Raw genomic sequence first — 13,661 nt, 5'->3', positions numbered from 1 at the left:
GCGGGGTTCCCCTGTCGGCGGATCCGCCCTCGGCGTACAGCCCCATCCGGCCCTGAAAGGCCCTGAAAGGCCCTGAAAGGCCCTAGGAGAACAGCCTCACCCGGACGGTCACCGACGCGCCCTCCTGGCCGGCCAGCCGCCCGAAGCGGAGCGTGAGCCGCCTCCCGGTCGAGGCCCCGGCCAGGAGCGGGTGCCCGCGCACCACCGAGGCGACCGGGCGGTCCCAGACGACGGTCAGCTCCTCCAGCTCGCAGCGGGGGTCGGCGACGGTCAGCGTGGCGGTGCCGTCCCCGGTCTCGCGGACGAGCACCGCGCACGGCGCGGAGGCGCTCACCCGGCCCGCCGTGCCGGCGTTCCAGAAGTTGACGGCGGTCAGCCCCAGCGAGGGGACGTGGACGCCCTGCTGCCTGCCGGTGTTGGCGATCACCCAGCTGGGGGCGGCGGCCCGCGCCCGGGTCTCGGCCAGGGACGCCCCCGGCAGCAGCAGGTAGGCGTATCCCGCCGAGACGGGGTCGACGCCGTGGTCCAGCCACAGGGTCACCCGCTCGCCGTGCTGGTGCCGCAGCCCTTCCGGCACGACATATCCGGCGTGTCCCTCGAGGTGCGCCCAGCCCGGGCCGACCGCCAGGGGGCCGGGCGCCTTGCGGTTGTCCACAATGGTCTCGACCGGCACGCCGTCCCGGCTGGTGATCCCCGCGCCCAGGCACACCACCGCTTCGTCGAGGAAGACCCACGACTTGAAGGCCTCCATCGTGCTGTCCAGCCCGCTGAGGTGCTGGCCGACCGTGGCGTAGACGCCGTCGGTCGCGCCGCCCACCCAGCGCCACGGCGTGCGCGTGTCGCCCCACTCGCCTCCGGCGCCCTCGGGCAGCCGCTTGGTGGAGACGGTGGTGCCCGGCAGCCGGTAGGGGTCGAGGGCGTCCCAGAAGGAGTACTGGTCGCCGTGGCCCTCGCCCCACCACAGCAGCATGCCGGAGCCGGTGTGCCAGCCGCGGCGGTTCTCGCCGTTGCCGTGCTCGTAGTGGCCGATCCGGTGGGAGGCCATGCTGAGCGCCGCGCACCAGCCCGGCCTGCGGTGCACGGCCCGCGCGCTCATGGGGAAGAGCCGGTGGCCGACCGGCTCCGGCGCGGCCGGCACGCCGTCGAGCAGCTCGTCGAGGTCGTCGTACAGGCCGGTGCGGTTGCGCGCCGCCCACCCCTTGACCATGGCGCGCCAGCGCTCCCGGGTCGCCGCCGGTGCGGACTCGCCGAGCAGCAGGATCGCCGAGGCGATCGCGTGCCCGCGCCTGTGGTCCCCGTACGGCTGCCGCCCGACCGCCCGCCCGCTGACCACGTTCATGCACAGCCCGTCGTGGACGAACGGCGCGAAGGACCGGTCGACCTGCTTGAAGACGAAGGGGTCTGCCGTCTCCCACGGCGTGCCGCGCAGCACGGCGAACAGCGTGGCCACGCCCCGCAGCAGCGTCGCGCCGTACGTGCCCTGGTAGGGCACCCACAGGTGCTGGATGAACGAGCCGTCCCGGTAGAAGCCGTCGCCCTCGCTGACGTGGCGGAAGACCGGGGCGAGCGCCCAGACGGCCAGCGCGGCCTTGCGCGCGTCGCCGGTGAGCATGGCCCGCAGCAGCATGACCAGGCAGTGGTCCACCCGGTTGGCGGCGGTGCTCCTGCCGTCGTAGCGGTGGAGGATCCGCTCGGGCAGGAAGTGGTCCACCGCCTCGGCGAGCGCGACGGCCTCCGGCTCGCCCAGCCGGTCCGGCCCGACCAGCACGGCCGCGTCGAGCAGCCGCCTGGGGACGCCGATCTGCCAGTGCCACCAGTTGCCCACCGGATCCGCGCCCGCGCGGTAGACGTGCCGGCGGTAGTGGCCGATCCCCAAGGCGACGGCCTCGGCCAGGTCCTCCTCGCCCGTATGGGCGTAGGCGCGGGCCATGGCCAGCAGGCGTGCGGGGGTGCCGGCGAACGAGGGGAACGGCAGGCCGGGCCAGAGCGAGGTGCTCGTGGGCGCCATGGTGTCGCGATGGCGGGCGGCGGCGCGCAGAGCGGCCCCGTCGAGCCGTCCGGCGGTCACCTCGCGCCACCGCTCGCGCAGCGCCCGGACGTCTCCCCGCGGCACCGGGACGACGGCGGCGCCCGGGCCGTCCGCGCCGAGGAGCAGCCCCGCGGCGGCGACGCCGCCCGCGCGCAGCACCGACCGCCGGGAAGGACCAGCCACGGCTACGATCACCCCAGTCCCGCCTGGCGGCACGCCTCGGCCAGCTTGTGCGCCACCGACAGCAGCGGCTCGACCAGGCGCTGGAGCTCGCGGGCCCGGCGGGAGGACACCACGATGCCGATGGCGGCGATGGCGCGCCCGTCGACCAGGATGGGCGCCGCGGCCGAGCACGATCCGAGCGTCATCTCCTCGAAGGTCAGCGCGTACCCCTGGGCGCGCACGGCGGCGAGCTCGCGCGCCAGCCGTCCGGGCTCGGTGATGGCGTGCGGCGTGGGCCGCTCCAGCTTCCGCGCCAGGTACGCCTCCACGAACCAGGCCGGCTCGTGGGCCAGCAGCGCCTTGCCGACCCCCGTGGGGTGCATGGGCAGCCGGCCGCCGGTGCGCGAGACGATCGGCACGGCACGCCTGCCGTACACCTTGTCCACGTAGAGCACCTCGAGCCCGTCGCGGACGGCCAGGTGCACGTTCTCGCCGGTGGCGGCGAACAGCTCCTGCAGCCACGGGTGCGCCAGGTCGCGCAGGCGGCTGGGCGCGAGCTGCCCCAGCTCCCACAGCCGCAGCCCGATGCGCAGCCGCCCGTCGGAGGTGCGGCCCAGCACCTGTCCCGCCTCCAGCTCGGCCACCAGCCGGTGCGCGGTCGACAACGGCACGCCGCTGCGCCGCGCCAGGTCGGTCAGGCTGAGCTGCGGATGGTCGGCGTCGAAGGCGCCCAGCAGCGCCAGCACCTTCGAGGTGACGCTGCGCCCGCGCGATCCGCCTGCCATGCGCCTCATTCTTCCACTGAGCGGAAGCGCACTCTCGGCACGGAGGGTGTCCGGCGGGGATGCTCCTGGCATGCGAACTCAGGTCGGTATCGTCGGCGCGGGCCCCGCGGGCCTGCTGCTTTCCCATCTGCTGCACCTGCGCGGCATCTCCTCCGTGGTGCTGGAGGCGCGCAGCAGGGAGTACGTCGAGCGGCGCGTGCGGGCCGGCGTCCTGGAGCAGGGCACGGTCGACACGCTGGTGGAGGCGGGCGTCGGCGAGCGGATGCTGCGCGAGGGCCTGCCGCACCACGGCATCGAGCTGCGGTACGGCGGCGCCAGGCACCGCATCCCCTTCGAGGAGCTCGTCCCCGGCCGGGCGATCACGGTGTACGGCCAGCAGGAAGTGGTCAAGGACCTCATCGCGGCCCGGCTGGAGGCGGGCGGCGACATCCGCTTCGAGGTGCTCGACGTGGCGCTGCACGACATCGACACGGACAAGCCGTACCTCACCTTCCAGGGCGAGCGGCTGGACTGCGACGTCATCGCCGGCTGCGACGGCTTCCACGGCGTGTCCAGGCCGTCGATCCCGCGGGACGCGCTGACGGTCTACGAGCGCGAGTACCCCTTCGCCTGGCTGGGCATCCTGGCCAGGGTGCGGCCGTCCACCGAGGAGCTGATCTACGCGCGCAACGACCGCGGCTTCGCCCTGCACAGCATGCGCTCGCCCACGATCAGCCGCTTCTACCTCCAGGTCCCGCCGGACACCCGCGAGGAGGACTGGCCGGACGAGCGGATCTGGGCCGAGCTGAAGGCGCGGCTGGAGACCGTGCCCGGCTTCACGCTGGAGACGGGCGAGATCGTCGAGAAGGGCGTCACCCCCATGCGCAGCTTCGTGGCCGAGCCGATGCAGTACGGCAGGCTGTTCCTCGCGGGCGACGCCGCGCACATCGTCCCGCCGACCGGCGCCAAGGGGCTGAACCTGGCCGTGGCCGACGTGCGCGTGCTCACCGAGGCGCTGGCGCGCTTCTTCGCCGACGGCAGCGCCGACCTGCTGGACCGCTACTCGGAACACTGCCTCAAGCGGGTCTGGCGGGCCCAGCACTTCTCCTGGTGGATGACCACGCTGCTGCACACCTTCGACTCCGACGACGCCTACGGCCGGCGCCTCCAGCTGTCCTACCTGGACTACGTGACCTCCTCGAAGGCGGCGGCGACCACGCTGGCCGAGAACTACGTGGGGATGCCCTTCTGATGGACGGCATGACGGACAGCGGGCTCCTCAGCCCCGTGTGGGCGGGCAGCCGGGTCGCGGCGGTCACCTCGGACGAGGCTTGGCTGCGCGCCATGCTCGACGTCGAGGCCGCGCTCGCGCGGGCCCAGGCCGAGCTCGGCGAGATCCCCGCGGGCGCGGCCGAGCGCATCGGCGAGGTCGCGGCCACGCTGACCGTCGACCTCACGGAGCTGGCCCGCGAGGCGCGCCAGTCGGCCAACCCGGTGGTGCCGCTCGTCGCCAGGCTCCGGGCCGCGGTCGGCGAGGAGCACGCCGGGCACGTGCACCGCGGCGCCACCAGCCAGGACATCCTCGACACCGCCACGGCGCTGGTCACCCGGCGCGCGGTCGAGATCGTCCGCGCCGACCTGCGGACGGTCATGGCCGGGCTCGCCGAGCTGGCGCACGAGCACCGCCACACGCCGATGGCCGCGCGCACGCTGGGCCGGCGCGCCCTGCCGACGACGTTCGGGCTGCGGGCGGCCACCTGGCTGGCCGGGGTGCTCGACACCGACGGCCGCCTGGCCCGGCCGCGCCTGCCCGTCCAGCTCGGCGGGGCCGCCGGCACCCTCGCCGGGTACGGCCCGCGCGCCCTGGAGCTGGCCGAGCTGGTGGCCGCCGGGCTGGGCCTGCCCGCCGCGCCCGTGCCCTGGCAGAGCGAGCGCTCGATGGTCGCGGAGCTCGGGTCGGCGCTGGCCGGGGTGACCGGTGCGCTCGGCAAGATCGCCACAGACGTGGTGCTGCTCGCCCAGGACGAGGTCGGGGAGCTGGCCGAGTCGTCCCTGGGCAGCTCCTCGGCCATGCCGCACAAGCGCAACCCGGCCCTGTCGGTGCTGATCCGCTCGGCCGCCCTCCAGGTCGCCTCCTACGCGCAGGTGCTGGCCGCGGCCCAGCTGGGCGAGCTGGACCGCGCCGCCGGAGCCTGGCAGGCCGAGTGGCAGCCGCTGCGCGAGTGCCTGCGGCTGGCCGGGGGCGCGGCGCACACGGCCGCCGAGCTGGTGTCGGGCCTGAAGGTCTTCCCCAAGCGGATGCGGGCCAACGCCGAGGGGCTGCCGGGCGACGTGGGCGCCGCCGCCGAGCTGGTCGACCGGATCCTGGCCGGCTACCGGAACCGTTCGCGGACCGGCGCCGAATTCACGAGCTCGTAAGATCCCTCGGGGCCGTTCCGGCCTACGCTCCGGCCATGAGACAGCTGCGAGCCGTTCCGGCCGCCGTCCTGGCCGCTGCGCTGGCCGCCGGCGCGTGCGGCACGAGCCGCTGGGACGACGCCGCCCAGCCCCTCCGCTCCGACGCCCCCTTGTCGGCCACCGTGCCGCCCGCTGTGCCGACCGCTGTGCCGACATCGGCCACTCAGACCGCCGCGAGCACGCCCGTCCCGGACAAGCTGCGGTTCAGGGCCAAGACGCTCGACGGGCAGGCGTTCGACGGGACCAGCCTGGCGGGCAGGCCCGTGGTGTTCTGGTTCTGGGCGCCGTGGTGCCCCAAGTGCCGCTCCGAGGCGCCCGCGGTCAAGGCGGCCGCCGATCGGTTCCGCGACGTGGCCTTCGTGGGCGTCGCCGGCCTGGACGGCGAGGCGGCGATGAAGGAGTTCGTGCGGCGCACCGGCACGGGCGGCATCATCCAGCTGTCGGACGAGAAGGGCGCCGTGTGGACGAAGCTGGGCGTCGCCGAGCAGTCCACGTTCCTGTTCATGACGCCCGACGGCAGGACCGACAGGGCCTCCGGCCCGCTCGGGACCGACGAGCTGGCCTCGCGCGTGGCCAGGCTGCTGGGCCGGTGACCGCCGACCTGCCCCTGGCGCTGGCGCTGTCCGCCGGCTCCGTGGCGGCCTTCAACCCGTGCGGCTTCGCGATGCTGCCCGCCTACCTGACGATGCTCGTCGTCGGCGACCAGGATTCCAGGCTCGGCCCGATCGGGCGCGCGGTGCTGCTGTCGGCGGCCATGACGGCCGGGTTCGTGACCGTCTTCGGGCTGTTCGGGCTGGTCGTCACCCCGCTGGCGCTGTCGCTGGGGCGCTACCTGCCGTGGGCGACGGTCGCCATCGGCATCGCGCTGACCGCGCTGGGCGGGTGGCTGCTGAGCGGGCGGGAGCTGCTGGTGCGCACGCCGAAGCTCGCCACCGGCCGTCCCGCCGTCTCCTTCGCCTCGCTGTACGGCTACGGCCTGTCCTACGCCGTGGCCTCGCTGTCGTGCACCGTCGGCCCGTTCCTGGCGGTGACGTCCGCGTCCCTGGTCAGCGGCGGCGTGCTGGGCGGCGTGGCGGTGTTCGTCGCGTACGCCGCGGGCATGGGGCTGGTGGTCGCGCTGCTGTCGCTGGCCGTGGCGCTGGCTCGCGGGGCGGTCGTCACGCGGATGCGGCGGGCTCTGCCGTACGTCTCGAGGGTCAGCGGAGGGCTGCTCGTACTGGCGGGGCTCTATGTCGTCTACTACGGCTGGTACGAGCTGCGTGTCTTCGCCGGGGCGCAGGCCGAGGACCCGGTCGTGGGCGCCGCCACGGCGGTGCAGGGCCGGGTGGCCGGGTGGATCGCGGCTGCCGGGCCGGGCTGGATCGCGCTCGGGCTGCTGGCGGTCGCGGCGGTCAGCTGGATCCGTCTGCGGCGGCCGTCTCCCAGGTGGCGCACTCCGCCAGCGCCTGGTGGTGGAAGATCAGGCCGTGCTGGGGGAACACGCTCTGGCCGATGGGGCCGCACACGCACTCCGCCGAGTCCTCATGCGTGATCGCGTCGTCGATCGGCTTGACGTGGATGACCTGGCGCACAGTGTCCCCTTTCAGCAAATATCGGGAAGTTTATGACTTTCTGACCGTTTCAAGGGTCTACGGTGGCGTTAGATTTCCCTTCCTCTGACAGGGGGAGGTCATGAGCGAGCACGACGACGAGTTCTACGCCCCCGTGCTGCGCGACCACGAAGGCGGTCGGGCCGGCGACACGGGAGTGCCGGGCGTCCCCGGCGGCGGCACAGGCGAGCGCCGCACTCCTCCGCCGCCGCCCGCCGGGCTCGGCTTCCGCCTCCTCGCGGTCGCGATCGTGCTGCCGGCGGGCGTCATCCTCACCGTGGTGGCGATCGTGAGCGGCAGCTACGCGCTGGCCGTGATCCCGGGCGCGGTCGCGGTGGCGTGCGCGGGGTACCTGGTGTGGTTCGGCCGCCGCCGGCGCAGGGGACCGCCCGTCTTCGGGTGACCCGGCCCCGGCACGGGTACGACGGCAGCATGCCGGATCCGACCGCCGCCCTCGACGAGGTGCTCGCCGGCCTGCGCTCGGGCCAGGGCGGCGCCCTCGTCGTGCGCGGCGCCGGGACGTCGCGGGCCCTGGAGCTGGCGGCCTCTCGCGCGGAGGGCGTGCGGGTGCTGCGGGTGGCCGGGACCGGGTCGTGGGTGGCCTTCGACGCGCTGGGACGGCTGCTGGTGCCGGTCGCGGACCTCGTCGGGCAGGTGTCGCGGCCCCGGCGTGACGCGCTGCTGGCGGCCCTCGGCCGCGGCACCTCGCCGACCGGGGACCCGTTCCTGGTGTTCGAGGGCGTCCGCGAGGTCCTGGCCCTGGCCGCGGAGCCGTTGCTGTGCCTGGTGGACGGCTACCAGGCCCTCGACCGGTCCTCGGCCGACGCGCTGGCGTACTGCGCCCGGCGGCTGTCGGGCGTGCCGGTGGGGATGCTGCTGGCCGTGGAAGACCCGCCGGGTACGGCGAAGCCACCCGAGGAGCAGCCGGAGCCGCCCGAGGAGCAGCCGGAGCCGCCCGAGGAGCAGCCGGAGCCGCGCGAAGAGCAGCCGGAAGCGCGCCTGTGGGGCGTGCCCGAGCTGCGCCTCCCTCCACCGGAACAGGCGCCCTCTCTCACCGGCCTGATCGGCGGCCTGTCCGACTCCGCGCGGCTGGCCGGGCTGATCGCGGCGGTCGAGGCCCGCGGCGACCTGTCGCTGATCGTCCAGGTGGCGCAGGCGCTCGACACGGACCCCCTCGCGCTGGAGGAGGTCAGGACCGCCGGCCTGGTGACCTTCCGCGACGGCGCCCTGGCCTTCGCCCACCCCCTGGCCAGGACCGCCCTGATCGAGACCGCGACCCCGGTGCGGCTACGAGGCGTCCACGCCGCGCTCGCCGGCCTGCTGCCGGCCGGAGAGGAGCGCGCCTGGCACCTGGCCGAGGCGGCGGAGGGCCCCGACGAGCTGGTCGCCCGCGAGCTGACGGCCGCGGCGCGGCGGATGCGCGAGCGCGCCGGGCACGCCGACGCCGCCCTGGCCCTGCGCCGTGCCGCGGACCTGACGCCCGACCCGCGCGCCGGGGAACGCCGCCTGGCGGACGCGGCCATGGCCGCCTGGCACGGCGGCCGCCCCGCCGAGGCGGTGCGCCACCTGGCCGGCCTCTCCCCGCCCGACGCCGACGGGCGACTGCGCGAGGACGTCCTGCGTATACGCGGGCTCTTCGAGCTGAACTGCGGCGACGCGGCGAAGGCCGTACAAATCCTGACGGCCGGCCGGTCCCTCGACACGCTGGCCGACGCCGCGGACGCCGCCGCGCAGGCCGGGCAGCGCGACGCGCTCGTGGAGATCGGTCGGCGGGCGCAGGAGTTCAAGGACTCCTTCGAGCGCGACGTGCTCGTGGGGATCGGCGCGCTGGAGGAGGGCGACGCGCGCCGCGGCTCGATGGCGCTGCGGTCGGCACTGCGCCGTTCCGACGAGCTGACCAGGGCCGACCAGGTGCTCCGGGCCTGGGCCGCCTCGGTCCTGGTGGAGGAGGAGCACAGGGACCTGCTCCACAGGGCGGTCCGGATGGCCACGGTGACCGCGTTCGCCTGGCACCTGCCCGCGGTCCTGGAGCACCTCGCCGCCGCGCAGCTGCGCGACGGCGACCTCACGGCCGCCGAGGCGACCTCCTCGCGCGGCCTGGAGCTGGCCCGCGAGGCCGGCTATTCCAACGTCGCCGCCGGGCACCTGGCGAACCTGGCGGCGGCGGCCGCGCTGCGCGGCGACGCGGCGGCCTGCCGGGAGCTCGCCCGCGAGGCGCTGGACATCGCGGTCCCGCACCGCCTGGCCGCGACCGAACGGCTCGCGCGGGAGGCGCTGGAGAAGGCGGGCTAGGCGGCGATCAGCGGCGCCAGGGCGGCCAGGGCGTCGACGACCTGGCGCGAGTCCGGCGTGGCCGCCGGGTCGAGCAGCCACTGGAGCAGCAGCCCGTCGGAGATCGCGATGAGCACCGACACGAGGACGACCGGGTCGAAGGGCGGCTCGATGCCCAGCTCGGCGCACGCGCGCTCGATCATGCCGACGCCCGCCCGGCGGGCCCGGGCGTAGGAGGCGGCCATCTTCTCCCGCAGGACCGTCTCACGCATCGCCGGGGCGAAGCCCTCCACGCAGACCACCAGCAGCGGGCGCATCTCCTCGAAGACGTCGACCAGCGCCGCCATCGCGCGCTCGACCATCTCGCGGGGCGTGGCCAGCCCGGTGCCGAAGACCGCCTGCTCCACCCGCTCGGTCCACGACTCGAAGCACTGCGCGATGGCCTCGGCCAGCAGCGCGTCCTTGCCGCCGAAGTGGTAGCCGATGGAGGCCAGGTTCGTGCCCGACGCGGCCACCAGGTCGCGGGCGGTCGTGCGGGCGTATCCCTTCTCCCGCAGGCACGTGAGGGCTCCGGCGAGGAGCCTGTCGCGGTAGGTGGGCTCTGGTCGTGGCACGCGATCCATGGTACAGAGGTAAACGTAAGTCTATGACATACGTATGTATACGAAGGAGCGACGGATGCTTCCTCCCGGCCCCAAGATGCCCCCGCTGCTGCAGACCGTGTGGTTCATGGCCAACCCCACGCGCGCCTTCGCCAGATGCCGCGAGCGCTACGGGCCCGTCTTCACCCTGCGCCTGGCCGGCTTCCCGCCCGACGTGCTGGTCGCCAAGGCCGACCTGGCCGAGCTGGTCTACCGGACCGACCAGGGCGGCGGCCACGCCGGCGCCGCCCGGCGCGACTTCCTGGAGCACGCCGTGGGCAGGCACTCCCTGCTCACGCTCGACGACGATCCCTGGTGGGCGCACAGGCGCCTCATCACCCCGCCGCTGAGGGGCCGGGCCATCGCCGGATACGCCGACCAGATCGCCGCCATCGCGGCGGAGCGGATCGCGACCTGGCCGCTCGGCGAGCCGTTCGCGCTGCGGGAGAAGACGCAGGAGATCACGCTGGAGGTGATCCTGCGGCTGGTCTTCGGCATCCCCGACGACCGCCTGCGCGCGCTGCTGCCTGAGCTGCTGGAGCTGGGCGGCGCCACGTCGGTGCTGATGGCGCCGCCGCGGCTGCGGCCCCTGCTGCCGAAGTGGCGGCGCTTCCTGAAGGTGCGCGCCGCCGTGGACCGGATCCTCTACGAGCACATCGCCGAGCGGCGCGCCGAGCCCGACTCCGTGCTGCACCGGCTCTTCGAGACCGGCATGAGCGACCAGGAGCTCCGCGACGAGCTCATCACCCTGCTGGAGGCCGGCCACGAGACCACGGCGACGGCCCTGGCCTGGGCCTTCGAGCGCCTGCTGCGCACGCCCGGCCTGCTCGCCAAGGTGACGGCGAACCTGGACGACGACGACTATCTGGACGCCGTGGCCAAGGAGGCGCTGCGGATCCGCCCCGTGGTCTACTCGGCGGAGCGCCTGCTGACCGCCCCGCTGCGGCTGGGCGACTACGAGGTGCCCGCCGGATGGTACGCCGGCCCGCTGATCTCACTCATCCACCACGACCCCGAGGAGTTTCCCGCGCCGGAGGAGTTTCGCCCCGAACGCTTCCTCGAGGGCCGCACCCCCAAGGGCTGGATGCCCTTCGGCGGGGGACGGCGCTTCTGCGTGGGCGCTCAGCTCGCCCTGATGGAGATGCGCGTCATCATCAGGGAAGTGCTGCGGCGCCTGGAGCTGACCGCCCCAGACCCCGCACCCGAGGCCCAGCGCATGAAGCACGTGACGCTCGTGCCGTCGAAGCTCGCCCGCGTCAGTGCGCGGGCTCGGACTCCGGCTCGTGCGACGTAGCGGGCGGAACGTCGTCCCGGGACGAGGAGCTGCCCAGCTCTCGGCGCAGGCGCTCGATGTCCAGTTCGTGACTGCTGTACTTCAGCTGGCGAGCGACCTTCGTCTGCTTCGCCTTGGCTCGTCCTCGGCCCATGGCTACTCCCTCGTCCCGTCTGTCATCTTAGCCAACGCCGTTACGACTTGAAGAATTCTGCAAGTGTCTACATTACACTGATTGCATGCCCGTTCCGCTGTACCAGGCCAAGGCAGATTTCTTCCGAACTCTCGGGCATCCGGCCCGCGTCCAGGTGCTGGAGCTGTTGCAGAAGGGGCCACTGCCGGTCCGGGATCTCCTGGCGCAGATCGACATCGAGGCGTCGAGCCTGTCTCAGCAACTGGCGGTGCTGCGGCGCGCGGGGATCGTGAGCGCGACGCGCGAGGGCGGCAGCGTCGTGTACTCACTGTCCAGCCCCGACGTCGCGCACCTGCTGACAGACGCGCGCCGCATCCTCACCGACATGCTCGTGGACCAGGAGGAGCTGCTCGCGGAGCTGCGAGCCGAGGCGCGAAGCTAGGGCGGCTTCCCAGCCTGCCCAGTCCGCTCAGCCCGCTCAGTCCGCGATCCACGAACCGTGGAAGCCGGCCGGGACCCGGCGCGGCAGCCGTACGGCGGCCACCAGGTCCAGGCCGGCGGCCTCGTGGACCAGCAGCCGGTCGTCCACGATCGACATCAGCCAGCCGTCGTCCTCCGCGCGGGCGCCGGCGGCGGGCACGAACACCGCCTCCCCGGCGTTCCCGTCCACGGGCCTGGCCTGGGATGCGCCGGTCTCGACGTCGTACTTGACCACCTCGCCCTCCGACACCGCGTACAGGTAGCGGTTGGCGCGGCCGGTCCGGTCGTCGTTGATGGTGGGGAACTCCACCGGCCGGTCGTCCAGCTGCCGCTCGGTCGCCCGGCCCGTGGCCGGGTCGAGGATCCAGCGGTGCAGCACCGCCCCCTTCAGGTGCCGGGAGGGGTCGGGCGTGCCGCCGATGTGCCGCCAGATGCCCTGGAAGGCCTCCCGGCTGTAGCGCATCGCGTCGAGCACGACGCGCCCCTGGGCGTCCTCCCGGGCGTTGCCCACGTGGAAGACGTAGCCGGGCTCGACGTCGAACCACGTCACCCGCCCGTCGCGGGCCATCACGCCGATGCGGGCGCCGTAGGAGTCGCTCCAGTCGAACGGCATCCCGCCGGTGCCGGCCCGCTCCAGGTCGAAGACCACGGGCAGGTCGAGCCAGACCACGTGGTTCTCGGTGACGGCGAAGTCGTGCATCATGGTCGGCCCCGGGACCTCCACCTCACGGCTCTCGACGAGCTCGCCCTTGGCGTCGAGCCGGTGGTAGGTCAGGTACGGCGGGGCCAAGCCGTAACCGAAGAAGTGCAGCTCCCCGTCCAGCTCCTTGGGGTGGGCGGTCATGCCCGTGGTCAGCCGCCCGCCGAAGTCGCACGGCCCGACGGTGTCCAGCTCGGGGGTCATCTCGTACGGCAGGCCGACCTCGACGAGGGCGAGGATCTTGTCCGCGTGGTGGATGACGTGCGTGTTGGCCTGGACGGCGGCCAGGTCGAAGCCCTTGTCGGTGACGAAGGGCGCGTTGTGGAGGAACCGCTTGGTCTTGACCCAGCGGTTGCGGTACCACTCGGCGCGGCCGTCGCGCAGCCGTACGCCATGGATCATGCCGTGCCCGGTGAACCAGTGGCCGGGGTCCTGGCCGGGTAGCGGGTTGGGGCCGTTGCGGAAATAGCGGCCGGTCAGCTCCTCGGGGAGCGTGCCTTCCACGGGCAGGCCGACCGCGTCGATCTCGTCGGGGACGGGAGCCAGGTAGCCCTCGAGGTAGGTTTTCATGTCACGACCTTTCTATGCCGACATGTCAAAACTAGAAGGTCCATCGTCGATATGTCAACATAGGAATATGAGTCTCCGGCACGCCGTTCTCGGACTCCTCGCCGAGTCCCCTTCGAGCGGATACGACCTGTTGAAGATGTTCGACATGTCCCTGGCCAACGTCTGGCCCGCCACCCAGAGCCAGGTCTACGGCGAGCTGGCCAAGCTCGCCGCCGACGGCCTCATCCAGGTCACCGAGGAGGGGCCACGCGGCCGCAAGGAGTACGCCATCACCGAGGAGGGCCGCGCGGAGCTGCGCCGCTGGATCGTCGAGGTCGAGCCGAACCACGTGCGCCGCAGCGACATGCTGCTGCGGGTGTTCTTCCTCGGCCAGGTCGACCCCGGCCAGGCCCGCGCCTACCTGCGCAGGCAGGCCGAGCTCGCCGCCGCCGAGGTGGCACGGCTGGAGGAGCTGGCGCGGACCCTGGAGGGGAACGAGGACGACGACCTCGCGGTGTACGGCAGGCTGGCGCTGGAGTGGGGACTGCGGAGCTCGCGCATGCAGCGGGAGTGGGCCGCCTGGGCCGAGGAGCAGATCCGTTAGGCTCGGCGT

14 protein-coding genes are annotated in these 13,661 nt (G+C 73.7%); 9 read left to right on the top strand and 5 right to left on the bottom strand.

Features of this window, described 5'->3' with window-relative positions; translation table 11 throughout:
• Window positions 1–82: 82 nt before the first annotated feature.
• Both BSB02_RS00980 and BSB02_RS00975 read right to left on the bottom strand, forming a co-directional pair.
• Window positions 83–2,212, bottom strand: a complete 2,130-nt coding sequence (locus BSB02_RS00980) for a polysaccharide lyase 8 family protein (RefSeq protein ID WP_084955580.1) — start codon at window positions 2,210–2,212, stop codon at window positions 83–85.
• Window positions 2,213–2,220: 8 nt separating this feature from the next.
• The gene (locus tag BSB02_RS00975; RefSeq protein WP_084955578.1) at window positions 2,221–2,976 is read right to left on the bottom strand and encodes an IclR family transcriptional regulator; all 756 of its coding nucleotides are present in this window, start codon (window positions 2,974–2,976) and stop codon (window positions 2,221–2,223) included.
• Between the two features lie 70 nt (window positions 2,977–3,046).
• Here BSB02_RS00975 and pobA point away from each other — a divergent pair, with 70 nt between their 5' ends.
• The 6 genes from pobA (at window position 3,047) to BSB02_RS00945 (ending at window position 9,293) form a co-directional block, all read left to right on the top strand.
• Complete coding sequence (gene pobA, locus BSB02_RS00970) at window positions 3,047–4,207, top strand: 4-hydroxybenzoate 3-monooxygenase (protein ID WP_084955576.1); 1,161 nt, start codon at window positions 3,047–3,049, stop codon at window positions 4,205–4,207.
• A gap of 8 nt (window positions 4,208–4,215) precedes the next feature.
• Entirely contained in the window at window positions 4,216–5,373 is a 1,158-nt protein-coding gene (gene pcaB, locus BSB02_RS00965; protein WP_084956222.1) for a 3-carboxy-cis,cis-muconate cycloisomerase, read from the top strand.
• Between the two features lie 35 nt (window positions 5,374–5,408).
• On the top strand, window positions 5,409–6,005 hold the full coding sequence (locus BSB02_RS00960) for a TlpA family protein disulfide reductase (protein ID WP_084955574.1): 597 nt from the start codon (window positions 5,409–5,411) through the stop codon (window positions 6,003–6,005).
• Complete coding sequence (locus BSB02_RS00955; protein ID WP_240506086.1) at window positions 6,002–6,943, top strand: cytochrome c biogenesis CcdA family protein; 942 nt, start codon at window positions 6,002–6,004, stop codon at window positions 6,941–6,943. Before BSB02_RS00960 ends, BSB02_RS00955 begins: the two co-directional genes overlap by 4 nt.
• 140 nt (window positions 6,944–7,083) lie before the next feature.
• A complete protein-coding gene (locus tag BSB02_RS00950; protein ID WP_084955572.1) occupies window positions 7,084–7,404 on the top strand; it encodes a hypothetical protein in 321 nt (106 codons plus the stop codon).
• A 29-nt stretch (window positions 7,405–7,433) separates the two neighbouring features.
• Complete coding sequence (locus BSB02_RS00945) at window positions 7,434–9,293, top strand: hypothetical protein (RefSeq protein ID WP_143590113.1); 1,860 nt, start codon at window positions 7,434–7,436, stop codon at window positions 9,291–9,293.
• Here the strand turns inward: BSB02_RS00945 and BSB02_RS00940 are convergent.
• Window positions 9,290–9,886, bottom strand: a complete 597-nt coding sequence (locus BSB02_RS00940; protein ID WP_158088528.1) for a TetR/AcrR family transcriptional regulator — start codon at window positions 9,884–9,886, stop codon at window positions 9,290–9,292. The two genes, BSB02_RS00945 and BSB02_RS00940, sit on opposite strands and share 4 nt — an antisense overlap.
• A gap of 64 nt (window positions 9,887–9,950) precedes the next feature.
• On the opposite strand from BSB02_RS00940, the gene BSB02_RS00935 reads away from it, so the two are divergent.
• Window positions 9,951–11,207: a cytochrome P450 gene (locus BSB02_RS00935; protein ID WP_158088527.1), complete on the top strand. Its 1,257-nt coding sequence runs from the start codon at window positions 9,951–9,953 to the stop codon at window positions 11,205–11,207.
• Here the strand turns inward: BSB02_RS00935 and BSB02_RS00930 are convergent.
• Complete coding sequence (locus BSB02_RS00930) at window positions 11,170–11,340, bottom strand: DUF3073 domain-containing protein (RefSeq protein WP_084955564.1); 171 nt, start codon at window positions 11,338–11,340, stop codon at window positions 11,170–11,172. The genes BSB02_RS00935 and BSB02_RS00930 overlap by 38 nt on opposite strands.
• A gap of 85 nt (window positions 11,341–11,425) precedes the next feature.
• Here BSB02_RS00930 and BSB02_RS00925 point away from each other — a divergent pair, with 85 nt between their 5' ends.
• Complete coding sequence (locus BSB02_RS00925) at window positions 11,426–11,761, top strand: ArsR/SmtB family transcription factor (RefSeq protein WP_084955562.1); 336 nt, start codon at window positions 11,426–11,428, stop codon at window positions 11,759–11,761.
• 36 nt (window positions 11,762–11,797) lie between these two features.
• On the opposite strand, the gene BSB02_RS00920 is transcribed toward BSB02_RS00925, so the two are convergent.
• Window positions 11,798–13,069, bottom strand: coding sequence for a carotenoid oxygenase family protein (locus tag BSB02_RS00920; RefSeq protein ID WP_084955560.1), 1,272 nt, complete (start codon window positions 13,067–13,069; stop codon window positions 11,798–11,800).
• A gap of 67 nt (window positions 13,070–13,136) precedes the next feature.
• Here BSB02_RS00920 and BSB02_RS00915 point away from each other — a divergent pair, with 67 nt between their 5' ends.
• The gene (locus tag BSB02_RS00915; protein WP_084955557.1) at window positions 13,137–13,652 is read left to right on the top strand and encodes a PadR family transcriptional regulator; all 516 of its coding nucleotides are present in this window, start codon (window positions 13,137–13,139) and stop codon (window positions 13,650–13,652) included.
• The last annotated feature ends 9 nt before the right edge of the window (window positions 13,653–13,661 follow it).

This window comes from Thermoactinospora rubra (assembly GCF_002093975.1).
Classification (GTDB): domain Bacteria; phylum Actinomycetota; class Actinomycetes; order Streptosporangiales; family Streptosporangiaceae; genus Nonomuraea; species Nonomuraea rubra_A.
This window is presented reverse-complemented; position numbering and strand designations above follow the sequence as displayed.